The 23,446-nt window shown below is 59.1% G+C and carries 18 protein-coding genes, 4 tRNA genes and 1 pseudogene; 17 read left to right on the top strand and 6 right to left on the bottom strand.

From position 1 onward, the window contains the following. The first annotated feature begins 9 nt into the window (after positions 1 to 9). The 4 genes from ileS (at position 10) to ispH (ending at position 4,841) form a co-directional block, all read left to right on the top strand. Positions 10 to 2,841, top strand: coding sequence for an isoleucine--tRNA ligase (gene ileS, locus C4K39_RS21435; protein ID WP_124347352.1), 2,832 nt, complete (start codon positions 10 to 12; stop codon positions 2,839 to 2,841). Then, positions 2,834 to 3,346 (top strand): signal peptidase II, encoded by a 513-nt coding sequence (gene lspA / locus C4K39_RS21440; protein ID WP_124347353.1) that lies wholly within the window; start codon positions 2,834 to 2,836, stop codon positions 3,344 to 3,346. Before ileS ends, lspA begins: the two co-directional genes overlap by 8 nt. Beyond that, positions 3,339 to 3,791 carry an FKBP-type peptidyl-prolyl cis-trans isomerase gene (gene fkpB, locus C4K39_RS21445; protein WP_068595631.1) on the top strand — a complete coding sequence of 151 codons (453 nt, stop codon included), beginning with the start codon at positions 3,339 to 3,341 and terminating at the stop codon, positions 3,789 to 3,791. The genes lspA and fkpB overlap by 8 nt, the downstream gene beginning before the upstream one ends. Positions 3,792 to 3,893: 102 nt before the next feature. Next, on the top strand, positions 3,894 to 4,841 hold the full coding sequence (gene ispH / locus C4K39_RS21450; protein WP_124347354.1) for a 4-hydroxy-3-methylbut-2-enyl diphosphate reductase: 948 nt from the start codon (positions 3,894 to 3,896) through the stop codon (positions 4,839 to 4,841). On the opposite strand, the gene C4K39_RS21455 is transcribed toward ispH, so the two are convergent. Further along, positions 4,842 to 5,366, bottom strand: coding sequence for a GspH/FimT family protein (locus C4K39_RS21455; RefSeq protein ID WP_124347355.1), 525 nt, complete (start codon positions 5,364 to 5,366; stop codon positions 4,842 to 4,844). Positions 5,367 to 5,659: 293 nt separating this feature from the next. On the opposite strand from C4K39_RS21455, the gene pilV reads away from it, so the two are divergent. Genes pilV through thiO form a run of 5 tightly spaced genes read left to right on the top strand, consistent with a single transcriptional unit; the run spans position 5,660 to position 9,069 of the window. Continuing rightward, complete coding sequence (gene pilV, locus C4K39_RS21460) at positions 5,660 to 6,103, top strand: type IV pilus modification protein PilV (protein ID WP_068580988.1); 444 nt, start codon at positions 5,660 to 5,662, stop codon at positions 6,101 to 6,103. Continuing rightward, the gene (locus C4K39_RS21465; protein ID WP_124347356.1) at positions 6,100 to 6,810 is read left to right on the top strand and encodes a PilW family protein; all 711 of its coding nucleotides are present in this window, start codon (positions 6,100 to 6,102) and stop codon (positions 6,808 to 6,810) included. The genes pilV and C4K39_RS21465 overlap by 4 nt, the downstream gene beginning before the upstream one ends. 38 nt (positions 6,811 to 6,848) lie before the next feature. Then, complete coding sequence (locus C4K39_RS32055; RefSeq protein WP_124347357.1) at positions 6,849 to 7,499, top strand: pilus assembly PilX family protein; 651 nt, start codon at positions 6,849 to 6,851, stop codon at positions 7,497 to 7,499. Positions 7,500 to 7,514: 15 nt separating this feature from the next. Then, entirely contained in the window at positions 7,515 to 7,916 is a 402-nt protein-coding gene (locus C4K39_RS21475) for a type IV pilin protein (RefSeq protein ID WP_124347358.1), read from the top strand. A 55-nt stretch (positions 7,917 to 7,971) separates the two neighbouring features. Next, positions 7,972 to 9,069, top strand: coding sequence for a glycine oxidase ThiO (gene thiO, locus C4K39_RS21480; protein WP_124347359.1), 1,098 nt, complete (start codon positions 7,972 to 7,974; stop codon positions 9,067 to 9,069). 10 nt (positions 9,070 to 9,079) lie between these two features. Here the strand turns inward: thiO and C4K39_RS21485 are convergent. The 3 genes and pseudogenes from C4K39_RS21485 to C4K39_RS21495 form a co-directional block, all read right to left on the bottom strand. Then, a pseudogene (locus C4K39_RS21485) lies at positions 9,080 to 9,973 on the bottom strand (sigma-54 interaction domain-containing protein); the annotation flags it as partial. 358 nt (positions 9,974 to 10,331) lie between these two features. Beyond that, positions 10,332 to 10,565: a PP0621 family protein gene (locus C4K39_RS31850; protein WP_083235883.1), complete on the bottom strand. Its 234-nt coding sequence runs from the start codon at positions 10,563 to 10,565 to the stop codon at positions 10,332 to 10,334. 133 nt (positions 10,566 to 10,698) lie between these two features. Beyond that, positions 10,699 to 11,721 (bottom strand): outer membrane protein assembly factor BamD, encoded by a 1,023-nt coding sequence (locus tag C4K39_RS21495; RefSeq protein WP_068580973.1) that lies wholly within the window; start codon positions 11,719 to 11,721, stop codon positions 10,699 to 10,701. 150 nt (positions 11,722 to 11,871) lie between these two features. Between C4K39_RS21495 and rluD the strand changes: the two genes are divergently transcribed. From rluD to C4K39_RS21530, 7 genes are all read left to right on the top strand, one after another. Beyond that, entirely contained in the window at positions 11,872 to 12,834 is a 963-nt protein-coding gene (rluD, locus tag C4K39_RS21500) for a 23S rRNA pseudouridine(1911/1915/1917) synthase RluD (protein ID WP_068580971.1), read from the top strand. Further along, positions 12,831 to 13,556, top strand: a complete 726-nt coding sequence (pgeF, locus tag C4K39_RS21505; protein WP_068580969.1) for a peptidoglycan editing factor PgeF — start codon at positions 12,831 to 12,833, stop codon at positions 13,554 to 13,556. The genes rluD and pgeF overlap by 4 nt, the downstream gene beginning before the upstream one ends. Positions 13,557 to 13,686: 130 nt before the next feature. Continuing rightward, positions 13,687 to 16,251: an ATP-dependent chaperone ClpB gene (gene clpB, locus C4K39_RS21510; RefSeq protein WP_068580965.1), complete on the top strand. Its 2,565-nt coding sequence runs from the start codon at positions 13,687 to 13,689 to the stop codon at positions 16,249 to 16,251. Between the two features lie 294 nt (positions 16,252 to 16,545). Next, positions 16,546 to 16,621: transfer RNA gene (locus C4K39_RS21515), tRNA-Asn, on the top strand. Positions 16,622 to 16,630: 9 nt separating this feature from the next. Beyond that, positions 16,631 to 16,707, top strand: a tRNA-Pro gene (locus C4K39_RS21520). Between the two features lie 5 nt (positions 16,708 to 16,712). Then, positions 16,713 to 16,788 (top strand) — tRNA-Lys (locus tag C4K39_RS21525). Between the two features lie 93 nt (positions 16,789 to 16,881). Beyond that, positions 16,882 to 16,958: transfer RNA gene (locus C4K39_RS21530), tRNA-Pro, on the top strand. A gap of 125 nt (positions 16,959 to 17,083) precedes the next feature. Here the strand turns inward: C4K39_RS21530 and C4K39_RS21535 are convergent. After that, the gene (locus C4K39_RS21535) at positions 17,084 to 20,683 is read right to left on the bottom strand and encodes a transporter substrate-binding domain-containing protein (RefSeq protein WP_225926543.1); all 3,600 of its coding nucleotides are present in this window, start codon (positions 20,681 to 20,683) and stop codon (positions 17,084 to 17,086) included. 162 nt (positions 20,684 to 20,845) lie between these two features. After that, positions 20,846 to 22,021, bottom strand: a complete 1,176-nt coding sequence (locus C4K39_RS21540; RefSeq protein ID WP_124347362.1) for an EAL domain-containing response regulator — start codon at positions 22,019 to 22,021, stop codon at positions 20,846 to 20,848. 378 nt (positions 22,022 to 22,399) lie between these two features. Between C4K39_RS21540 and C4K39_RS21545 the strand changes: the two genes are divergently transcribed. Then, positions 22,400 to 23,029, top strand: coding sequence for a response regulator transcription factor (locus tag C4K39_RS21545; RefSeq protein ID WP_068575535.1), 630 nt, complete (start codon positions 22,400 to 22,402; stop codon positions 23,027 to 23,029). The last annotated feature ends 417 nt before the right edge of the window (positions 23,030 to 23,446 follow it).

The raw sequence follows: 23,446 nt of genomic DNA on the forward strand, positions 1-23,446 counted from the left end.
GAGCCTTAAATGACCGACTATAAAGCCACGTTAAACCTTCCGGACACCGCCTTCCCAATGAAGGCCGGCCTGCCTCAGCGCGAACCACAGATTCTGCAGCGTTGGGACAGCATTGGCCTGTACGGAAAGTTGCGCGAGATTGGCAAGGACCGTCCAAAGTTCGTTCTGCACGATGGTCCTCCCTACGCCAATGGCAAGATCCACATCGGTCATGCGCTGAACAAGATCCTCAAGGACATGATCATCCGTTCCAAGACCCTGTCGGGCTTCGACGCTCCGTACGTGCCGGGCTGGGATTGCCATGGTCTGCCGATCGAGCACAAGGTCGAGGTGACCCACGGCAAGAACCTGTCCTCGGACCAGACCCGCGAGTTGTGCCGCGCCTACGCCTCCGAGCAGATCGAGGGCCAGAAGGTCGAGTTCATCCGCCTGGGCGTGCTGGGCGACTGGGACAACCCCTACAAGACCATGAACTTTGCCAACGAGGCCGGTGAAATCCGTGCCCTGGCCCAGATGGTCAAGGGTGGCTTCGTGTTCAAGGGCCTCAAGCCGGTGAACTGGTGCTTCGATTGCGGTTCGGCCCTGGCCGAGGCGGAAGTCGAGTACCAGGACAAGAAGTCCGCCACCATCGACGTGGCCTTCCCGGTCGCCGACGAGGACAAACTGGCCGCTGCCTTCGGCCTGGCCAAGCTGGCCAAGCCCGCGGCCATCGTGATCTGGACCACCACCCCGTGGACCATCCCGGCCAACCAGGCTCTGAACATCCATCCGGAGTTCAACTACGCCCTGGTGGATACCGGTGAGCGCCTGTTGGTCCTGGCCGAGGAACTGGTGGAGTCCTGCCTGGTCCGTTACGGCCTGGAAGGTTCGGTGATCGCGACTGCCCCGGGTTCGGCCCTGGAGTTGATCAATTTCCGTCATCCGTTCTACGACCGCCTGTCGCCGGTATACCTGGCCGACTACGTAGAGCTGGGCGCCGGTACTGGCGTGGTCCACTCCGCGCCGGCCTACGGTGAGGACGACTTCGTGACCTGCAAGCGCTATGGCATGGTCAACGACGACATCCTCAACCCGGTCCAGAGCAATGGCGTCTATGCGCCTTCCCTGGAGTTCTTCGGCGGCCAGTTCATCTGGAAGGCCAACCCGGCCATCGTCGACAAGCTGAGCGAAGTCGGTGCGTTGCTGCACACCGAGACCATCAGCCACAGCTACATGCATTGCTGGCGTCACAAGACTCCGCTGATCTATCGCGCGACTGCGCAATGGTTCGTCGGCATGGACAAGCAACCGGTGGCCGGCGACACCCTGCGCGAGCGTGCCCTGCAGGCTATCGAGAACACCCAGTTCGTGCCGGCCTGGGGCCAGGCGCGCCTGCATTCGATGATCGCCAACCGTCCGGACTGGTGCATTTCCCGCCAGCGCAATTGGGGCGTGCCGATTCCGTTCTTCCTGCACAAGGAAAGCGGCGAGTTGCACCCGCGCACCGTCGAGCTGATGGAAGAAGTGGCCAAGCGCGTCGAGAAGGAAGGCATCGAGGCCTGGTTCAAGATGGACGCCGCCGAGCTGCTCGGCGATGAAGCCGGCCAGTACGACAAGATCGCCGACACCCTGGATGTCTGGTTCGACTCCGGCACCACTCACTGGCACGTGCTGCGCGGCTCCCACGATATCGGTCACGCCACAGGTCCGCGCGCCGACCTGTACCTGGAGGGTTCCGACCAGCACCGCGGTTGGTTCCATTCCTCCTTGCTGACCGGCTGCGCCATCGACGGCCATGCGCCGTACCGCGAACTGCTGACCCATGGTTTCACCGTGGACGAAAGCGGGCGCAAGATGTCCAAGTCGCTGGGCAATACCATCGAGCCGGAGAAGGTCAACAACACCCTGGGCGCCGACATCATGCGCCTGTGGGTCTCGGCGACCGACTACTCTGGCGAGATGGCAGTATCCGACCAGATCCTGCAGCGTAGTGCCGACGCCTACCGGCGGATCCGCAACACCGCGCGTTTCCTGCTTTCCAACCTGAGCGGTTTCAATCCGGCCACCGACCTGCTGCCAGCCGAAGACATGCTGGCCCTGGACCGCTGGGCCGTGGACCGTACCTTGCTGCTGCAGCGTGAGCTGGAGCTGCACTACGGCGAATACCGCTTCTGGAACGTCTACTCCAAGGTGCACAACTTCTGCGTGCAGGAGCTGGGCGGTTTCTACCTGGACATCATCAAGGACCGCCAATACACCACCGGCGCCGACAGCAAGGCCCGTCGCTCCTGCCAGACCGCGCTGTTCCACATCAGCGAGGCGCTGGTGCGCTGGATCGCGCCGATCCTGGCTTTCACCGCCGACGAGCTGTGGCAGTACCTGCCGGGCGAGCGCAATGAGTCGGTGATGCTCAATACCTGGTACGAAGGGCTGAGCGAGCTGCCGGAAGGCTTCGAACTGGACCGTGCCTACTGGGAGCGGATCATGGCGGTCAAGGTCGCGGTCAACAAGGAACTGGAGAACCAGCGTGCTGCGAAAGCGGTAGGCGGCAACCTGCAGGCCGAAGTGACACTGTATGCCGAAGACGCACTGTCGGCCGACCTGGCCAAGTTGAGCAACGAACTGCGCTTCGTGCTGATCACCTCCACCGCCAGTGTCGCGCCTCTTGCGCAGGCGCCGGCGGACGCAGTGGCCACTGAGGTCAGCGGTCTCAAGTTGAAAGTGGTCAAGTCGAGCTTCGCCAAGTGCGCCCGTTGCTGGCACTGCCGTGAAGATGTCGGCGTCCACCCTGAGCATCCGGAGATCTGCGGTCGCTGCGTAGATAACATCAGCGGTGAAGGCGAGGTCCGTCACTATGCCTAATGCCGCAGGCCGTTTCGGTCGTCTGGGCTGGCTGTTGCTGAGCGTGCTGGTCCTGGTCATTGACCAGGTCAGCAAGCTGCACTTCGAAAACTCGCTGACCATGTACCAGCAGATCGTGGTGATTCCCGACTACTTCAGCTGGACCCTGGCCTACAACACCGGTGCCGCCTTCAGTTTCCTGGCCGACGGCTCGGGTTGGCAGCGCTGGCTGTTCGCCCTGATCGCCATTGTGGTCAGCGCGGTGCTGGTGGTCTGGCTCAAGCGCCTGGGCCGGGGTGAGACCTGGCTGGCCATCGCCCTGGCCCTGGTGCTGGGTGGTGCCCTGGGCAACCTGTATGATCGCATCGTCCTGGGTCATGTGATCGATTTCATCCTGGTGCACTGGCAGAACCGCTGGTACTTCCCGGCATTCAACTTCGCCGACAGCGCTATTACCGTCGGTGCCGTGATGCTGGCCCTGGATATGTTCAAGAGCAAGAAAACCGGAGAAACCGTTCATGACTGAACAGGCATTGGCTGGGCAACGCATCGGCCAGAACACCGAAGTCACTCTGCACTTCGCATTGCGCCTGGAGAACGGCGATACGGTGGACAGCACCTTCGACAAGGCTCCTGCGACCTTCAAGGTGGGCGATGGCAACCTGCTCCCGGGGTTCGAGGCGGCGCTGTTCGGCTTCAAGGCTGGCGACAAGCGTAACCTGACCATCGAGCCGGAAAGCGCCTTTGGCCAGCCCAACCCGCAGAACGTACAAGTCATTCCACGTTCGCAGTTCCAGGATATGGAGCTGTCGGAGGGGTTGCTGGTGATCTTCAACGACGCGGCGAACACTGAGTTGCCCGGCGTGGTCAAAAGCTTCGATGAAGCCCAGGTCACCGTTGATTTCAACCACCCGCTGGCTGGCAAGACCTTGACCTTTGATGTCGAGATTATCGACGTCAAAGCGCTTTAAAGCATCGCCGGCAGGCCGTCTCCTATTCTTAAGGAGTCGGCTTGCCGGCGATCCGCTGTCTACAACGATCTAACTTCTTGCGCGCAAGACACGAGGCACAGCATGCAAATCAAACTCGCCAATCCCCGTGGCTTCTGCGCCGGCGTGGACCGGGCGATCGAAATCGTCAATCGCGCCCTGGAAGTCTTCGGGCCGCCGATCTACGTCCGGCATGAAGTGGTGCACAACAAATTTGTCGTCGAAGACCTGCGCAATCGTGGAGCGATCTTCGTCGAAGAGCTGGATCAGGTGCCGGATGACGTCATTGTCATCTTCAGCGCCCACGGCGTATCCCAGGCCGTGCGCAGCGAAGCTGCCGGCCGCGGCCTCAAGGTGTTCGACGCCACCTGTCCGTTGGTGACCAAGGTGCATATCGAAGTGGCGCGCTACAGTCGCGATGGTCGAGAGTGCATTCTTATCGGCCACGCCGGCCACCCTGAGGTCGAGGGCACCATGGGGCAGTACGACTCCAGCAACGGTGGCGCCATCTATCTGGTGGAGGATGAGAAGGATGTGGCCGAGCTGCAGGTGCAGAACCCCGATCGCCTGGCTTTCGTGACCCAGACCACCTTGTCCATGGACGACACCAGCCGCGTGATCGATGCCTTGCGGGCGCGCTTCCCAGCCATCGGTGGGCCGCGCAAGGATGATATCTGCTATGCCACGCAGAACCGGCAAGATGCGGTCAAGCAGCTGGCCGACGAGTGTGACGTCGTGTTGGTGGTGGGTAGCCCCAACAGCTCCAACTCCAACCGCCTGCGCGAGTTGGCCGAGCGCATGGCGACTCCGGCCTACCTCATCGATGGTGCCGAGGATCTGCAGCGCAACTGGTTCGAGGGTGTCGAGCGCATTGGCATCACCGCAGGGGCATCGGCTCCGGAGGTCCTGGTGCGTGGTGTAATCCAGCAGCTCCAGGCTTGGGGGGCGACGGGGGCCGACGAGCTCGCCGGTCGCGAAGAGAACATCACGTTCTCCATGCCCAAAGAACTGCGGGTCCGTTCTCTACTCTGATCAGCCAGGGGATGTGCATGAAGCCTGTTCGATGATTTCATTGCGCAGGCTGATCCTGCCACTGCGCGATAACACTACCTGATAAAGGCTGCCTTCCCGGGCCCTCTGGCAGATATGCAACGTGCCAGCCTGAAAGGCTCCCGTTGGTAGCAGCGGGCTGCCCATGGCGCCGAAGCGCACGAAATCCTGCACCGGGCGGTTGCCCTCTATTGCGATTCCTCTTGTGCCCCGGCGCTCCATGATCAGTGGGTTCTCCGGATCTTTTGCCCCTTTGCCGCTGATGTCCAGGATGACTCTCCAGCCTTGGCTCCAGCCTCCGCCCATGGCATGGACCAGTGTCGTGTGGCGATGCTGAATCGCTGCGGCCCTGGCGTTGCGCAGATCGCTGGCCAGGGTTCGTGCAGCATCCTGTTGCCGGTTCGAAGACAGCAGTTCACTGAACGTGGTGCTGGAAAGCGGTAGCAGTAACACCAGCAGCGCCAGTGCGGTCAGTAGCTCGATCAAGCTGAAACCTCTCTCGTGCACAGTATTCTCCTCCCTGGAAGTGGCGGCTCTGCGAAATCCACAGGCAGGTTTTCACATAGCTGCCTGGACTTATGGCTGGTTATAGCCGCGCTGCGCCTTGAGCTCCCTCATGAATCCCTACAAAGGGTTTCATCGTTCGCTACCCGCTCTTGCACCGCCTGCTCTGGGACGCACTTGTCGAGTTGGCTGCATTGTATTGCCGGTTGTTCCAGATGCCGCTCCAGCGATGACTCCGGGACTAACCTCAGGCAATGACGATGTTGGTCGTGGCTGTGTCGATGAGCGGAGGGGCAATGGGGCAACGATATGCACAGGCCGGCACGAGCCTGGTGGAGGTGTTGGTGGCGCTCTCGATCCTGGCCTTGGGCTTGTTGGGAGCGGCGTTGGTCCAACTCAAGGCTTTGCAGTACACCGACAGTGCCCGGATGAGCACCCAGGCCAGCTTCATCGCCTATGACATGCTCGACCGGATCAGGGCCAATGCTGGAGCGGATTACACGGTGGCTAGCCGCGGCGATGAGCATAGAGACAATATTCGGGACCAGGACCTGAATGACTTTGCCAGCAACGTTGCAAGCTTTGGCGGGCCGGGTGCCAAGGGCAGCATCAGTCTTGAACGCGGCGTCCATAGCGTCCGTATCTCCTGGGATGACTCACGTGCCGCCGGGGCTTCGGGCACCCAGCGCAGCCTGCTGCTGGGTAGCAAGTTGTCGGCAGAAGCGGGAGGTGCCCAATGAGTCATCCAAGCCCGGGATTTGGTCTGGTGGAGATGATGCTGGCGCTGCTCTTGAGCCTGGTTCTGGTACTGGGGGCCGTCCAGGTGTTCATTGCAGCCAAGAGCACCTACATGAGCCAGGGGGCGTCGGCCTACCAGCAGGAGGAGGCGCGTTTTGTCCTGGGCAAGATGCTGCAAGAGATTCGCATGGTGGGGTTTTCCGGCTGCTTGCGAACCATTGAGGATGCCAGTACCGACGGTTCGTTCTCCCGGCATATGTCGGCGCCGATCCAGTGGAGCCGTGCCGAGCAGAAATTGAGCCTGGTGACCGTCGATATCGGGGAGGTGGGCAGCGCACCGACCTGGAGCCTGGTGACTGATTGTCGGACGAGTGCGGTGGCCTATTCAGGAGTACACAAAGGCGCTGAAGGGCAGCAGGTATTTGCCCTGCGTCGATTGTTCTACCGGTTCAAGAACCATCAACTGCTACTGGGCAGCGGACTGGGCCAGCAGCAAGTGGTGTTGCTGGATAATGTCGAGGCCTTCGATGTGAGTTTTGGCCTGGCCCATTCGGCCACTGCACGCTTGGCGTCTTACTACAGTCGTAATCCGCAGGATCCGGCGCGTATACGCAGCGTCAGGTTGAGCCTGACGCTGGGTGCTCCTGGCGCGGCTGTCCGTGCGCAGCGTTTCACGGTGGTGGCGGCCCTACGTAACAGACTGCCGTGATGACTGCCGTTATCTGTGCAAGTGCCAAGGAGCGTGGCATGGCGCTTTTGACCAGCCTGGTATTCCTGTCATTGCTGACGATGATTGGCCTTTCAGCCATGCACAATGCCCTGCTGCAGGAGAAGATGGCTGCCAGCCTGGCGCTGTACAATCGCGCCTTCCAGTCTGCCGAAACGGCCTTGAGGGAGGGGGAAGGCGCAGTGCGGCGAGGCGGTCATGTCCTGGCGCCATGTGGCAACTTCCTGCAATGCGCGCCTCCAGAGATCATGGGGGGTGGAGGGCAGTGGATAGCGACGAAAGAGGGTTACTACCGCGTGCAGAACCTGGGGGTAGCCCGGGAGCCGGTAGTCGAGCTTCTTGTGAGCCGCCCAGTGCTCCTGTTTCGAGTGACCGCTGTCGGATTTTCCGGGCCTTTGCGAAGTGTCCTGGAGAGCATTTATGCACATGTGCCGGACGTGGATCGTGGGAAATTGACCGAGGTGGACGTGTTCAGCGGTAAGATGCTCGGCGCTGCGGCAACGGGGAGTAGTGATGCCCGTGAGGGTGGACCAGCGGGCTGGGCATTTAGCCAGGCCAAGCCGGAACCAGGCACCCATGAGACCCGTAGCAGATTCCCTGAGAGCGTCGGTAATGCGGTAGGAAACCTACCGATGGATGGGCGTCGTATCCTGTGGCGACAAATTCAGTAAGCGAGATTCTTGACCATGCGCAGATCCAACCAGGGTCTTACCCTGATCGAAGTCATGATCGTGATTGCGATCATTGGCCTGGTGCTCACCCTGAGCCTTCCCAGCATCACCGAATACATGAAGAAACCGCACCGCAGTGAAATTGCTGTGCTGCTGAGCGAGCAGGCGCAACAGCTCGAACGCTATCACTCCAAGTCCGGGGTCTATAGCAATGCTCCAGACCTTAGCCTGGGAAATGATTACTACAGCATTGCTGCAACCTTGACCGACACGACTTTTTCGCTGGTTGCGCAACCCAAGGCCGATGGCCTGATGGCCGCGGACAAATGTGGCAGCTTCACCATCGACCAGGCCGGTGCCATTGGCCTCAGCAATCAGGCCGACGGCCTGACCACGAAGGATTGCTGGGGGCGCTGAGCAACCCTCCAGAGATCTGGGATCTTTGTTGTCTTTCTCATGATTGGATCGAACTATGGCTAAGCAGCAAGTGCTGGTGGTGGGGGGAGGAGTCATTGGCTTGCTCACTGCCTTCAATCTGGCTTCCGAGGGTCAGCAGGTGAGGCTTCTGGAGCGCTCGGACCTGGGGCGAGAGTCGTCCTGGGCCGGTGGTGGAATCGTTTCGCCGCTCTATCCCTGGCGCTACAGCCCGGCAGTCACCGCCCTGGCCCACTGGTCCCAGGATTTTTATCCACAGTTGGCGCGGCAATTGTTCGGCGCTACTGGTATCGATCCGGAAGTGCATACCACCGGACTCTACTGGCTGGACCTGGAGGATCAGGCCCAGGCCCTGGAGTGGGCCCAGCACGAAGGTCGTCCGTTGAGCCGGGTGGATATCTCGACGGTACATGATGCCGTACCGGTGCTGGGCAAGGGCTACCAGCAGGCGATCTACATGGCCAACGTAGCCAATGTGCGCAATCCACGGTTGGTCAAGTCCCTCAAGGCTGCCTTGCAAGCCCTGCCTAATGTGCATATCGATGAGCACTGCACTGTCACGGGTTTTATTCGTGACGAACAACGTGTGGTGGGGGTGCATAGCTCTCTGGGTGAAGTGACGGCGGACCAGGTGGTGCTGTGTGCCGGGGCCTGGAGCGGTGAGTTGCTGGCCGGTCTCGGCCTGGAGCTGCCGGTGGAGCCGGTCAAGGGGCAGATGATCCTGTACAAATGCGCATCCGACTTCCTGTCCAGCATGGTCCTGGCCAAGGGGCGTTATGCCATTCCTCGGCGTGACGGGCACATTCTCGTGGGGAGCACCCTGGAGCATGAGGGGTTCGACAAGACCCCGACGGCTTCGGCCCTGGAGAGCCTCAAGAGCTCGGCTGTCGAGTTGGTCCCGGCCCTGGTGGATGCCGAGGTGGTTGGGCACTGGGCTGGACTGCGTCCAGGGTCTCCCGAAGGGATTCCCTTCATCGGGCCGGTGCCCGGGGTCCAGGGGCTATGGCTCAACTGCGGGCACTACCGCAACGGTTTGGTGCTGGCCCCGGCTTCCTGCCAGCTATTCTGCGATTTGTTGCTGGGCAATCCACCGATCATCGATCCGGCGCCTTACGGCCCCGCAGGTCGAATCTAGTCAGCGGGCTCTACTCCAATCCTAGTTTCTTCATGCGGTATCGCATCGAGCGAAACGACAGGCCCAGGCGCTGGGCGGCGGCGGTGCGGTTCCAGCGGGTTTTCTCCAGGGCCTGGAGCAATAGATGGCGTTCGACCTGGAGCAGATGCTGCACCAGGTCGTAGGTCGCCAGAGGTTGCTCGTAGGATCCACTGACGGTTTCGGTGATGGGCAAGTGCAAGTCCGCCAGCTCTATTCGTGGACCTTCGCAAAGGGTATGGGCCCGCTCCAGCAGGTTCTCCAGTTCGCGCACGTTGCCAGGAAAGTCATATTGTTCAAGAGCTTGTAGCGCTTGTGGGTGCAGCTCGAGTACCGGTTGACCGCTACCGGCGGCCAGGCGCTGGAGGATCTGGCGTGCCAGTAGGGCAATATCTCCACGGCGCTCGCGCAAGGCCGGGACCTGTAGCTGGATGACGTTCAAGCGGTAGTAGAGATCCTGGCGAAACTGGCCACGTTCTACCAGGACCTTCAGGTCCTGATGGGTGGCACATAGAATCCGCACGTCGACCGCTCGTTCCGTATGGCTGCCAACAGGGCGAACGGACTTTTCCTGTAGGGCCCGTAACAGTTTTACCTGCATGGCTAGAGGAAGCTCAGCGATCTCGTCGAGGAACAAGGTGCCACCGTTGGCCGCCTGGAATAACCCGGGGTAGTCGGCCAAGGCGCCGCTGAAGCTGCCTTTACAGTGCCCAAAAAGCTCGCTCTCCACCAGGTCGGCAGGAATGGCGCCGCAGTTCAGGGCAATGAACGGTTGTCGGGCCCTGGGGCCCAGTTGGTGGATCAGGCGGGCTACCCGCTCTTTGCCGCTACCGGACTCTCCATTGATGTAGACCGCTGCCAAGCTGGAGGCCAGCTTGGCGATCTGGCGGTTCAAGCCGGCCAGGGCTGATGACTCTCCTGTCAACAGGTTTGAGTGGGAGGAAGCCCTGGCTGCATCGGCCAACAGCACCGTTTGCCGTGAGTTCATGACAGTTGCGATTTCATCCATGAAAAGAAGCGGGAGGCGACGATGCCGGTAGCCCGAGAGTTGAAGTCTAGGCCCCGTGGGGCAGGAGCGGGGAGATCGGGATACGTTGGGCGAGGCCTGTAACCGTCCGGACGCGTTGTAAACCCGGGCGCTGAAGCCTGCTGTCGAAGGGGCTGGGGTGGGAGAGTTTTTTGTCGCCAATTGTTCTGGCGTGGGAGGGCGATGGCCCTGCACCGGTAGGGCAGGGCCGGTAGAGTCAGCGGTCTTGGCTGCCTGGCCCCTGTTCCAGGTGTGCCTGGCTGCAGTACCACTGTTGCGACAGGCTCAACGCCCGATCCTGTGGCAGGTGTACGCCGCAATGGGCGCAACGCACCATGGGCGTGGTAGTGGGTTCACTTGATGCACGAGGGGCCGAATCGGGCCGCTTGAATTTGCGCCAGAACCATACCGCAGCAGCAATCAGAGCTATCCAGAACAGTAGACGAACCATGGTGACCAGCTTAGTAGGGAAAGATACGGCAGTTTAGCCAAGCGCTTGCCGGGCGCACAGGCCTATGAAACTCGGGACATGAAAAAGGGAGACTTCAAGTCTCCCTCTGTTTGGACTGCGCCACTGTCAGCAATCAGTCGAACACGCCTAAGGTCATGTAGCTGAACCAGGAGCGGTCGCTGTTGTTGCCTTCGGCTTCGTGGTTTTCTTCCTCGATAGCATCGCTATTGCCATTCTTGGACTTGAGTTCTGCGGGAATCGCGTCCTTGGCATCCTGGTACTGCTTCATGATGTCCTGGTTGGCGCGGGTTTCTCCCGGTGGCAGCGGTGGGCGGGACTCGATCAGGCCCAGGGTGGCCTTGCTCAGCCAGGAGCGGTTGTCAGCTTCGGCTACCCGCGGTACGAACTGGCCATCCACCAGGCTTGGGTGGTTCGGGTAGTTGAGCTTCAGGGTTTCCAGGCTGGTGGCTGCCAGTTCATCCAGGTGCAGGCGCTGATAGGCCTCGGTCATGACCGCCAGGCCATCGCCTACCGAAGGGGTCTCCTGGAAGTTCTCGACGACGTAGCGGCCACGGTTGGCTGCGGCAACGTACGCCTGGCGGGTCAGGTAGTAGTCGGCTACGTGGATTTCATAGGAGGCCAGCAGGTTGCGCAGGTAGATCATGCGCTGCTTGGCATCCGGTGCGTAGCGGCTATTGGGAAAGCGGCTGGTGAGTTGGGCGAACTCGTTGTAGGAGTCGCGAGCGGCACCCGGGTCGCGCTTGGTCATGTCCAACGGCAGGAAGCGCGCCAGCAGGCCCACGTCCTGGTCGAACGAAGTCAGGCCCTTGAGGTAGTAGGCGTAATCCACGTTCGGATGTTGGGGATGCAGGCGAATGAAGCGCTCGGCAGCCGACTTGGCGGCTTCTGGCTCGGCATTCTTGTAGTTGGCGTAGATCAGCTCGAGCTGTGCCTGATCGGCATAGCGACCGAAGGGATAGCGCGACTCCAGGGCCTTGAGCTTGGAGGTGGCACTGGTGTAGCTATGGTTGTCCAGGTCGGTCTGCGCCTGCTGGTACAGTTCGACTTCGCTCAGGTTTTCGTCAACGACTTCCTTCGATGAGCAAGCAGCAGTCAGTGCGAGGATGGCGATCAGCAGCAGGTGTTTCACTTGCATAGCGGCTTGCGTCCCTATGACGGCCGCTGTCTTGGGCGGGGCCGTCCTGTTATGATGAGCGCCCCGTTGAAAGCCTCGGGGCAAAAGACGCCGTATTTAACCACAAGCGCGCAGCCGAAACCAAAGGCTGTGCCGACCCCCAGTCCGAGCATGTCCGATAAAATTGAACTTCGCGCAGAGGTGCCGTCCGAACTGGGCGGTCAACGCCTCGATCAAGTCGCCGCCCAACTATTCGCCGAACATTCGCGTTCGCGCCTTTCCGCCTGGATCAAAGACGGTCGACTGACCGTGGATGGGGCGGTACTTCGCCCGCGGGATATCGTGCACGGCGGTGCCGTCCTTGAGTTGACTGCCGAGCAGGAAGCCCAGGGTGAATGGGTCGCTCAGGACATCGAGCTGGACATCGTCTATGAAGACGACGACATCCTGGTGATCAACAAACCTGCCGGCCTGGTGGTGCACCCGGCTGCTGGCCATGCTGATGGCACCTTGCTCAATGCCCTGCTGCATCACATCCCCGACATCATCAATGTGCCACGGGCCGGTATTGTCCATCGCCTGGACAAGGACACCACCGGGCTGATGGTCGTGGCCAAGACCATTCAGGCCCAGACGCAGTTGGTCGCCCAACTGCAGAGCCGTACCGTCAGCCGCATCTATGAGTGCATCGTGATCGGTGTCGTGACCGCCGGTGGCAAGATCAATGCCCCGATCGGGCGCCATGGCCAGCAACGCCAACGCATGGCGGTGATGGAAGGCGGCAAGCCTGCCGTCAGTCACTACCGAGTGCTGGAGCGTTTCCGTTCCCACACTCATGTGCGGGTCAAGCTGGAAACCGGTCGTACCCACCAGATCCGGGTGCATATGTCCCATATCAACTTTCCGTTGGTGGGGGACCCGGCATATGGCGGCCGCTTCCGCATTCCTCCGGCAGCCAGCCCGACCATGGTCGAGTCATTGAAGAACTTCCCGCGCCAGGCTCTGCATGCACGTTTCCTGGAACTGGACCACCCGACCACCGGTAAGCGCATGAGCTGGGAGTCGCCGTTGCCGGAAGACTTCGTCTGGCTGCTGTCGCTGCTCAAGCAAGACCGCGAGGCGTTCATCGGATGAATGACTGGCTGATTCCCGACTGGCCAGCGCCGGCTGGAGTCAAAGCCTGTGTTACCACCCGTGAGGGCGGCGTCAGCCTGGCGCCGTTCGACAGTCTCAATCTGGGTGATCACGTTGACGATCATCCTGAAGCGGTAGCCGAAAACCGTCGTCGCCTCACTGAACGCTTCGCCATGGCCCCGGCCTGGCTGCAGCAGGTGCACGGTGTCGCGGTGGCCCACGCCGATCCGGCCGTGGTTGCAACCGCCGATGCCAGCTGGTCCGCGACCCCAGGTATTGCCTGTACGGTGATGACCGCCGACTGCCTGCCGGCGCTTTTCTGCAATCGCGCCGGAACCCGGGTCGGGGCCGCTCATGCCGGCTGGCGTGGGCTGGCTGCCGGGGTGCTGGAAGCCACGCTCGATCATTTGGACGTGCCAGCTTCTGAGGTCCTGGTATGGCTGGGGCCGGCCATCGGTCCGCAGCGTTTTGAAGTGGGCGCCGAAGTGCGTGAAGTGTTCGTCGCCCAGCTGGCCGAGGCCGAGCAGGCCTTCGTGCCGAGCATCAATGCCGGGCGCTTCATGGCCGATATCTACCAACTGGCCCGCCTGCGCCTGGCGGCCCGTGGCGTCACGGCTGTTTATGGCGGTGGTTATTGCACAGTCAGCGACCCTCGCTTCTTCTCCTATCGGCGCAGTCCGCGTACCGGGCGTTTTGCTTCCCTCGTCTGGCTCGAGCGCTAGACTAATCTGACTTGCGTCAAGCAACTGGCGCTTGAATCTCCCAGAATCGACCGCATCTAGAGAATCATCTGGCAGGTTTCTCTATTTAGGTGTGTCCATCGCTCCGGCCTGCTCAAAAGGAAGGTGACTAATGCGTATAGACCGATTAACCAGCAAGCTACAGCTGGCCTTATCCGATTCTCAATCCCTGGCGGTTGGCCTCGACCACCCAGCCATCGAGCCGGCGCACCTGATGCAGGCTCTGCTTGAACAACAGGGCGGTTCCATCAAGCCTTTGTTGATGCAGGTGGGCTTCGACGTCAACAGCCTGCGCAAGGAACTGAGCAAAGAGCTCGACCAACTGCCGAAGATCCAGAACCCCACTGGCGACGTGAACATGTCCCAGGACCTGGCGCGCTTGCTCAACCAGGCCGATCGCCTGGCCCAGCAGAAAGGCGATCAGTTCATTTCCAGCGAGTTGGTGCTGCTGGCGGCCATGGATGAGAACAGCAAGCTTGGCAAGTTGCTGCTGGGCCAAGGCGTGAGCAAGAAAGCCCTGGAGAATGCCATCAACAACCTGCGCGGTGGCGAGGCGGTGAATGACGCCAACGTCGAAGAGTCGCGCCAGGCGCTGGACAAGTACACCGTCGACCTGACCAAGCGTGCCGAAGACGGCAAGCTCGATCCTGTGATCGGTCGTGACGATGAAATTCGCCGTACGATCCAGGTGCTGCAGCGCCGGACCAAGAACAATCCGGTGCTGATCGGCGAGCCTGGCGTGGGTAAAACGGCCATTGCCGAGGGGCTGGCCCAACGGATCATCAACGGTGAAGTGCCGGATGGCCTGAAAGGCAAGCGTCTGCTGTCCCTGGATATGGGGGCGTTGATTGCTGGTGCCAAATATCGCGGTGAGTTCGAGGAGCGCCTCAAGGCATTGCTTAACGAACTGTCGAAGCAGGAGGGGCAGGTCATCCTGTTCATCGACGAACTGCACACCATGGTCGGTGCTGGCAAGGGCGAGGGCTCGATGGATGCAGGCAATATGCTCAAGCCTGCCCTGGCCCGGGGGGAGTTGCACTGCGTCGGTGCCACTACTCTCAACGAGTACCGTCAATATATAGAGAAGGATGCGGCTCTTGAGCGGCGCTTCCAGAAAGTGCTGGTGGACGAGCCTAGCGAGGAAGACACCATCGCGATCCTCCGTGGCTTGAAAGAGCGTTATGAAGTGCATCACAAGGTGGCCATCACCGACGGTGCGATCATCGCGGCTGCCAAGCTCAGCCATCGTTACATTACCGATCGGCAGTTGCCGGACAAGGCCATCGACCTGATCGATGAGGCGGCCAGCCGTATTCGCATGGAGATCGATTCCAAGCCGGAGGTGCTGGACCGCTTGGAGCGACGCTTGATTCAACTGAAGGTCGAATCCCAGGCCCTCAAGAAGGAAGACGATGAGGCCGCGATCAAGCGGTTGGAGAAGCTGCAGGAAGAAATCATTCGCCTGGAGCGTGAATATGCCGATCTTGAAGAGGTCTGGACTTCAGAGAAAGCTGAAGTACAAGGCTCTGCCCAGATTCAGCAGAAGATCGAGCAATCGCGTCAGGAGCTGGAAGCCGCTCGTCGCAAGGGCGATCTGAACCGCATGGCCGAGTTGCAGTACGGGGTGATCCCGGATCTGGAGCGCAGCCTGCAGATGGTCGACCAGCATGGCCACAGCGAAAACCAACTACTGCGCAGCAAGGTCACCGAGGAAGAAATCGCCGAAGTGGTGTCCAAGTGGACAGGCATTCCGGTATCGAAAATGCTCGAAGGCGAGCGTGACAAGCTGCTCAAGATGGAAAGCCTGTTGCACCAGCGTGTCATCGGCCAGAACGAGGCTGTCGTGGCGGTAGCCAACGCAGTACGGCGCTCCCGTGCAGGATTGTCCGACCCGAACCGGCCAAGCGGCTCGTTCATGTTCCTTGGCCCGACCGGGGTCGGTAAGACGGAGTTGTGCAAGGCTCTGGCGGAGTTTCTTTTCGATACTGAAGAGGCCATGGTGCGGATCGATATGTCCGAGTTCATGGAGAAACACTCCGTCGCGCGCTTGATTGGTGCACCTCCGGGCTATGTCGGTTACGAGGAGGGTGGCTATCTGACCGAAGCTGTGCGTCGTAAGCCGTATTCGGTGATCCTGCTGGATGAGGTGGAGAAGGCGCATCCGGATGTGTTCAACATCCTGCTGCAGGTTCTGGAAGATGGCCGGCTGACGGATAGCCACGGACGCACGGTCGATTTCCGTAATACGGTGATCGTCATGACCTCCAACCTGGGCTCTGCCCAGATCCAGGAGCTGGTGGGGGATCGTGAGGCCCAACGTGCAGCCGTGATGGACGCGGTCTCTACGCACTTCCGTCCGGAGTTCATCAACCGGGTGGACGAAGTGGTGATTTTCGAGCCTTTGGCACGGGACCAGATCGCCGGTATCACCCAGATCCAACTGGGCCGCCTGCGTAGCCGTCTGGCGGAGCGTGAGTTGAGTCTGGTGCTGAGCGACGAGGCCTTGGACAAGCTGATCGCGGTTGGTTACGACCCCGTGTATGGTGCCCGGCCGCTGAAACGGGCGATCCAGCGTTGGATCGAGAACCCGTTGGCGCAGTTGATCCTCTCCGGGGGCTTCTTGCCTGGGGGAACGATTACGGCCTCGGTGCAGGAGGACGAAATCGTCTTCAACTGATCATCAGATCGCCTGTAGATAAAAAGCCTCGCATTGCGAGGCTTTTTTTTCACTAGGGCGTTGAACTATAAGGAAAAGGCTTGTAAAGTGCGCCCCGCAGTCAGTCACCCCTCAGGTTTTTTCTGCTGAAGAAGAAACCGGCAATGAACTCGCAAATCATTGTCTTAAAAGCAATTTAGGGGGTTGACAGAGGTTTTAAAGATTGTAAAATGGCGCGCCTCAGAGACATGAACGTAGCGATACGAAGAAAGTCGAAGAGGATGAAGCAACACGTTGTAGCTTGAAGTGCTTAGTTCCGTGATAGCTCAGTCGGTAGAGCAAATGACTGTTAATCATTGGGTCCCAGGTTCGAGTCCTGGTCACGGAGCCAACTTCAAACCGGGGTATAGCGCAGTCCGGTAGCGCGCCTGCTTTGGGAGCAGGATGTCAGGAGTTCGAATCCCCTTACCCCGACCATATTTGGGTCGTTAGCTCAGTTGGTAGAGCAGTTGGCTTTTAACCAATTGGTCGCAGGTTCGAATCCTGCACGACCCACCATTTTTGAAACCAGTTCGCTGGAATCGAATCTTAAGAGCAGGGGCCAAAAGCACTGTTCGAAGAAGGCGCCTCTTGAAGGTGCCTTTTTTTTACCGGGGTATAGCGCAGTCCGGTAGCGCGCCTGCTTTGGGAGCAGGATGTCAGGAGTTCGAATCCCCTTACCCCGACCATATTTACGAAAAGGGCACCTCTAGAGGTGCCCTTTTTCGTTTGTCTGCTCGTAAGGTTCCAAGGATATATTGAGCGTTGCTCGGCTGAAGCGAACAACGCTTAAAGACCAGTAGTCGCTGCCCTTTCAGCGCTCTAGTGATTCTTCCCGGCTCTTGTATTCTCCAAGCAAGCCCAGTTCTAGAGTCATGATCGCCTGCTTCACCTGTTCAACACGTTCGGTGATTACCGCCAAGGATAGGTCGGGGCTGAGGCAGGCATCCTCCAGTTGACGACAGCTTTCTACCAGCTGTGCACCTTTTACCACTCGCGCTGCGCCTTTAATACGATGCGCCAGTTCCGCCAGTTCAGTGATCGCCTGGTCCCGCAAGCACGTTGTCAGTGCCTGTAGGTCTTTACGGTTGCTGCTCAGCAGCTCGTTCAAGAGTTGATGCAGCATTGCCGCTTCGCCTCCCACCAGGGTATGCAGGGACTCGAGGTCGAATACCCGGGGTGGTTGAGTAAGGTCTTGTGGAGGCGCGGAGGTCGGCCCCTGTTCACTCTCATCGACCTCGCCCAACGTCAGCAGGCGCTCCTCCAGTTCGTCGAGGCTGATGGGCTTGACCAGGCAATCATTCATTCCGGCCTGGACACAACGGTCTGTCTCTTCAGGTTGCGCGTCTGCAGTCAAGCCAACGATGGTCACGGGCTCGCAAGCATTGTCACGTTCATCCTGACGGATAGCCCGGGCCAATTCAGCGCCATTCATGATGGGCATGTGATAGTCGGTGATGATGATGTCGAAAGCGTGCTCGCGCCAGATATTCAAGGCATCCAGGCCGTTCTCTGCCTCGACTACATCATGTCCGAGGAAGCACAGCTGTTGTTGCAGAACCTGGCGGTTCACTGAGTGATCGTCCACCACGAGAACTTGCAGGCGGCGCATCTGGCGCGCCTTGGGCTGGGCGGGGCGTTCGCTGGTGGCGACCCGTTCCAGGGCCTGCAGGCGCAACTCCACATTCACCCGAGTGCCATGGCCCAACGAACTGTTCAGGGAAATCTGGCCCCCCATCATTTCGCACAGGGAGCGACAAATCACCAGGCCCAGGCCCGTACCTTCTGCGTTCGGTACGTTGCGCTCCACCTGCGAGAACGGCCGGAACAGGCGTTGTTGGCTGGCCGGGGATATTCCGATCCCTGAGTCTTCGACGCAGAGGTTGATCCGCAGCAAGGCGTTTTCCATCAAGTCCGCCGTTATGGTCACCTTGATGAAGCCAGCCTCGGTGAACTTGATAGCGTTGCTCACCAGGTTGGAAAGGATCTGTTTGAAGCGCATCCCATCTACCAGGACATCGCCGTTGATGCTGGAGTCGATCTCGAGGATCAGGCTCAGGCCTTTCTGCCGTGCCAACCCCTCGAATACCCTGGCGACCGACTCCACCAGCTCGCGCAAATTGGAACGCTTGGGCGAGAGGCTCAGGCGTCCGGATTCGATGCGGGCAATATCGAGGATATCGCCGATCAGCTCCAGCAGGCTTTTGGCCGAGTTATAGGCGATATCGATACTGGAGCGTTCAATCCTGTCGTTGTTGGCACGCTTGAGTTCCAGCTCCAGGATGCTGATGACTGCATTCATTGGGGTGCGTATTTCATGGCTCATGGTCGCCAGGAACGTCGTCTTGGCCCGGCTGGCCTCATCTGCAAGGTTTTTCGCTTCCTTGAGCTCCTGGACCAGGTATCGGTGCTTGGTAATGTCCAGCCAGCCACAGATCACGCCTTTGGTAACGCCATTGGCGTCCTGGAAGGGCTGGATCCAGTGTTCTATCCAGACCTCCTTGCCCTGCAGTTGTATGGCATAGATGGACGTGACCGTCTGCCCATCATTGATCGCTTGCAGATAGCTCTGGTGCAGATCGGGTTCCGCAGAGAAGTGCTCGCTGGGCAGTTGCTGCACGGTCTTGTTCAGGACCTGCTCGGCGCTCAGCCCGACACTACGCAAATAGCTGCGATTGCAGGACAGCATATTGCCCTCCAGGTCTCGTATGTAGAGCACCGGGGGCATGTTTTCGGTCAGCGTTTCGATGAAGCGCAGTTGATCATTGAGTGTCTTCTCGGCCTTTATGCGGCGCTGCAGATAGAAGCCCCAGATCAAGGACAGCAGGAGCAGTAATGCCGCTCCGGTAATGATTTCCGCGATTACGATGCTGTAGTCGCGCCAGGTTTCGCTGCTCATGCCTGGCGGTGAGCGCCAGTGATTGGCCATGGCATTGAGATCGTCGGCGGGGAGGCTGAGCAAAACCTTGTCGAGGATCGATTGCAGCTCCGCATCGCCCCGACGTACGGCAAAGCTGGCGGTTTTCTGGCTGCTGTGGATCAGGCCGGCAACGGCCAGGCGATTCTGGAACAGGCGGACGATGTAGTAGCGCGATGTGGGCAGGGCGACCACCGCTGCGTCAGCACTGCCTGAGTAGACCTGACTCATGCTATCCAGCGAGGTTTGTGTCTCTATCACCTGGGTCTTGGGATACAGCTCGCGTACCTGTTGCAATGCCACATGCCCGGCGGGTATGGCCAGGCGCTTGCCAATCAGGTTGTCTGGTACTTGTGCCCAGGCTGTCCTGTCCGTCTGGGTGATGAGTACAAAGGGGCTGTTCAGGAACGGGCGAGTAAAGCGCAGGCTCTCCTCTCGCTGCGCACTGGCGGTCATGATGGCCAGGTCCGCCTCGGAGCGTTGCAGGGCTTCAATCTGTTGCGGGTAGCCACCGTTGCGGGCGGTTACTTCGAATCGCAGGCCTGTGCGCTGGCTAATCACTTCCAGCAGTTCAGCCGCAACACCGGAAAAAACGCCTTTGGCATCGTAAAAGGCCACAGGTGCCAGGTCATCGTTGATCACTAGGCGCACGACTGGGTTACGTGCGATCCAGCGTGATTCCTCTGCGGTCAAGGGGACTCGTTCATCTGATGGCAAGAAACCGCTTCCCACCCAGCGTTGGGTCAGGCTGGTGAGTTTTTCCTGGCCGATGCTGCTGATGCTCTGGTCGAGGATCTTCTGCAGGCGCTGGTTGTTACTGCGTACAGCAAAACCATAGCCGGCGCGGGATGGGCCTATGAAGCGCTCGAACTTGAGAAAGCCATAGTAGGCACGATTGATATGGAAGTAGGCGCTGAGTAGGTCGTCGACGTAGATCTCTGCATCACCGAATGCTGCGGCAGCTATCGCTTCTTCGTGGGATGGATAGATCAGCAGATGGGCCAATGGAAAGCGTGACCGCAGTTCTGGGCTGTGTTCCTTGGTCACGGCAATCCGCCGCCCGGCGAGATCGGTTGAGGCGTTGCGCGGGTCATTGTTGCGTTTGAACAGGGCCAGGCGGCCTTCGGCGAACGACTGGGTGAAGCTGAGGCTGTGCTCGCTTCGTTCGGAGCTGTGACTGCTCAGCAAATCGATGTTGGCTGTTTTCAGGGCCTCTATGGCTTCCTCCCGGGTGGCAAAGGGAACGATTTTTATGCTGACTCCGAGCATCTGGCCGATCAGTGCGCTGATATCTGCATTGAGCCCCTCATAGCGATTATCGTTGTAGCTGACGCTAAACGGTGGCGATTCCGCGGCAATGGCGCCGATCTTCAGTTCCTGCTTGCTCCGTAGCCAGCGCCAGTCTTCCTCCTCCAGCATGAGTTCGTGAGGGTCCAGGCGTGCAGTGCTGTACAGGGTCGTAGGTAGCACCTGGGCCATTGCCAGTTGGGCTCCCATTATCGTCAAGCAGCTAAGAAGCCAGTTAAGTGGTAAATGCATGATCGCTTCTGGAATCAGGAGGTCAGGAGGGAATGGTCAGCAGACAATGCTGTGATGAGCATTGGCTGGTGGCGGCAGAATATGGATTGTCATCTGTCAGTGAGCCATCGAGGTGATGGACTAGCGTGTGCAATAGGCTGTGAAGTGCTTTTCAGGCATCGGGCGAGCGAAGAGAAATCCCTGGGCGGCGTGACAACCCAGTTCTTGCAGGCGCCTGCGTTGCTCGGCAGTTTCGACGCCCTCGATGATCAGGGACATACCCAGGGAGCGGGCAAGGGTCACTGTGTAACTAATGATTGCGCTGCTTCTGGGGTGGTGCTTCATTTTGCGTACGAAGCTGCCATTCAGCTTGATCTGGCTGAAGGGTATCTCGCAAAGGCGCTCCAAGGATGCGTAGCCGGCTCCGAAATCATCCATGGCCAGGCCGCACCCCATCACGCGCAGGCGCACCAGATTCTCCAGGCTGATGGCAGGGACGCTTGCCATGCCGGTTTCGTTGATTTCAAAGGTGAGGCTGCTGGAGGGCACCTTGAATAGCGCAGCCATCGACGCGATGGAGTCGGTCAGGTTCAGGGATGCGAGCTGCAATGGATGCAGGTTGAATGAAAAGTTCAGGGGCTTGCCTTGTTGAGCCAGGGTGTGGCGTAGAGCCAGGCCGAGCTCGAAGGATGGCCAGAACAGCCGGTCCAGCAGGCTGTTCTGTTCCATGACATGCAGGAAGTACGAGGGCGGGAGCACACCCAGTTGCGGGTGATTCCAGCGGACCAGGGCTTCCACGCCCAGCAGCGAGGTATCGGCGAGCGCCACCGTGGGCTGGTAGTAGGGTTCGAATTCGCCATTGTCCAACCCGCGAACGATGTCGGACAGCGTTGGCAACTCGAATCTGGTCAAGAGCGTGAATGGGTTTTGGCGCCACCTCTGATGACGCGCCAGCAGCGTGATAAGGCGCTCGAGGCTGAAAGGCTTTCCCAGATCGCCGAGGAAATTCAAGCCCAGGCGCTTGATCATTGTTATGGCGGCTTGTCGCAGGATTGGTTCAAGCTGGCTGCACAGGATAACGGAGTGCAGCTTGCCGTTTTGGCTGGCCTGGCGCAGGAACGCCAGACCGTCCATCTCTGACATTTTCAGGTCGCATATGGCAATGTCCATTTTCTCGCTGGCGTTCAACAGGTCCAGGGCCTCATTGCCGTTGCCCGCTTCATGGACGTGTCCAGGCATGACTTTCCTCAATGCCAGGGTGATGACCAGGCGCTGCAAGGGGTCGTCCTCCAGAACCAGAATATTCAGATTTTGCATGACCGGCTCGAGTTATTAATTGATGCCTATCTTGCTTAAGGTCATGGAGTTGAAGCTATTGGGCATATTCCTAGGTGTTGTATGAATTTTCCTGGAGAGCAATCGGACCTCCCAGATTCCTCCTGCGGGCCGCATTTGCCACTTGTGTCAGCGATGGTTTACCCGGAACCTGAGTTTGCGCAGTAGCGTGGCTGTGTGGTTTGTGAATTTCATCCAGTTTGGTTGGCGAGATGATTATCGCGTTTTCATGTGCGCTGTACTCATGAAGTCGATACCGCATGTGGCGATAAAAGTTGCATCTTGTCTGGGTGCGATAAAGTATATTTTCCGAGCGGTCATGGCTGGCCGAAAGTCGAGTTCTTAAGGTGAAGTGAAAATATGCATAGCGTATTGATAGTTGATGACCACCCTGTTGTTCGGCTTGCTGTCAAGGTGTTGTTGGAAAAGAACAACATGCAGGTGGTCGCCGAAACAGATAATGGCTTGGATGCTTTGGAGTTGGTTCGCGAGCATGTACCGGATGTGGTGATTCTCGATATCGGCATTCCCAAGCTGGATGGTCTCAAGGTGCTTTCACGTATCAAGGCTCTCGGTTTGCCTACCGAGGTGCTGGTACTCACTTCGCAATCTGTTGAGAGCTTCTGCAGGCGCTGTATCCAACTGGGCGCTAGGGGGTTTGTCAACAAGGAAGAAGACCTGGGCAATCTAGTCGTGGCCCTGAACGCAGTCCTGGCTGGATACACCTTTTATCCCTCCCTGGCCCAGGATGTTTCAGCCTCTACGACAGAGCAGCGTACTGAGTCCGAACAGATCGGCTCGCTGACTGACAGGGAGATGATTGTGTTGCAGCACCTGGCCAAGGGGTATTCGAACAAGGCCATTGGTGAGAAGCTGTTTTTGAGCAACAAGACTGTCAGTACCTACAAGACTCGCCTTTTGCAGAAGCTGGGTTTGGGCTCACAAGTAAGCTTGGCGGAATTCGCCAAGCGTAACGCACTGATTCCCTGAATTGATTGTTCGCGGTTAGTCATTTTCAATGGCTGGCCGCTGTTTGTTCGAGTTGCCAGTTTCTATTTCTGAAACTTCTGGATTCATTTGAGCCGAACCCTGAAGGACTATCGGTCATTGAACCGTTGGATCGAAATTTTCTCCCGTATTTACGATGGTGAGGGGTATGGGAGCGATATTGAAACTTTGCAGAATTCTGGCAGTTGGAGGCACGTCGTTATTCGAGGTGGCTTGCGTGTAATACAGTTGCAAGTGTGATTAGTTTGATTTTCAACTGCCAACTCAGTTGGAGGGAAATAGGCGGTGTTGCCAGATTCGGCACGGCAGCGTCTGCGCTAACGTTTCCCCTGAAGTTGTCTTGAGATTTCCCGCGCTTTTTGTGGTTGGTTATCGCTTGCTGCCAGTGCCTGATCGAAA

The organism is Pseudomonas sessilinigenes (genome assembly GCF_003850565.1).
Taxonomy (GTDB): Bacteria; Pseudomonadota; Gammaproteobacteria; order Pseudomonadales; family Pseudomonadaceae; genus Aquipseudomonas; species Aquipseudomonas sessilinigenes.

Coding starts and splice junctions, on each gene's coding strand:
- pgeF (WP_068580969.1), top strand. CDS start 12,831: ATGAATGACTGGCTGATTCCCGACTGGCCAGCGCCGGCTGGAGTCAAA.
- clpB (WP_068580965.1), top strand. CDS start 13,687: ATGCGTATAGACCGATTAACCAGCAAGCTACAGCTGGCCTTATCCGAT.
- C4K39_RS31850 (WP_083235883.1), bottom strand. CDS start 10,565: ATGGTTCGTCTACTGTTCTGGATAGCTCTGATTGCTGCTGCGGTATGG.
- pilV (WP_068580988.1), top strand. CDS start 5,660: ATGGGGCAACGATATGCACAGGCCGGCACGAGCCTGGTGGAGGTGTTG.
- C4K39_RS32055 (WP_124347357.1), top strand. CDS start 6,849: ATGGCGCTTTTGACCAGCCTGGTATTCCTGTCATTGCTGACGATGATT.
- fkpB (WP_068595631.1), top strand. CDS start 3,339: ATGACTGAACAGGCATTGGCTGGGCAACGCATCGGCCAGAACACCGAA.
- thiO (WP_124347359.1), top strand. CDS start 7,972: ATGGCTAAGCAGCAAGTGCTGGTGGTGGGGGGAGGAGTCATTGGCTTG.
- C4K39_RS21545 (WP_068575535.1), top strand. CDS start 22,400: ATGCATAGCGTATTGATAGTTGATGACCACCCTGTTGTTCGGCTTGCT.
- lspA (WP_124347353.1), top strand. CDS start 2,834: ATGCCTAATGCCGCAGGCCGTTTCGGTCGTCTGGGCTGGCTGTTGCTG.
- C4K39_RS21540 (WP_124347362.1), bottom strand. CDS start 22,021: ATGCAAAATCTGAATATTCTGGTTCTGGAGGACGACCCCTTGCAGCGC.
- C4K39_RS21475 (WP_124347358.1), top strand. CDS start 7,515: ATGCGCAGATCCAACCAGGGTCTTACCCTGATCGAAGTCATGATCGTG.
- C4K39_RS21535 (WP_225926543.1), bottom strand. CDS start 20,683: ATGGGAGCCCAACTGGCAATGGCCCAGGTGCTACCTACGACCCTGTAC.
- C4K39_RS21495 (WP_068580973.1), bottom strand. CDS start 11,721: ATGCAAGTGAAACACCTGCTGCTGATCGCCATCCTCGCACTGACTGCT.
- C4K39_RS21465 (WP_124347356.1), top strand. CDS start 6,100: ATGAGTCATCCAAGCCCGGGATTTGGTCTGGTGGAGATGATGCTGGCG.
- ispH (WP_124347354.1), top strand. CDS start 3,894: ATGCAAATCAAACTCGCCAATCCCCGTGGCTTCTGCGCCGGCGTGGAC.
- rluD (WP_068580971.1), top strand. CDS start 11,872: ATGTCCGATAAAATTGAACTTCGCGCAGAGGTGCCGTCCGAACTGGGC.
- ileS (WP_124347352.1), top strand. CDS start 10: ATGACCGACTATAAAGCCACGTTAAACCTTCCGGACACCGCCTTCCCA.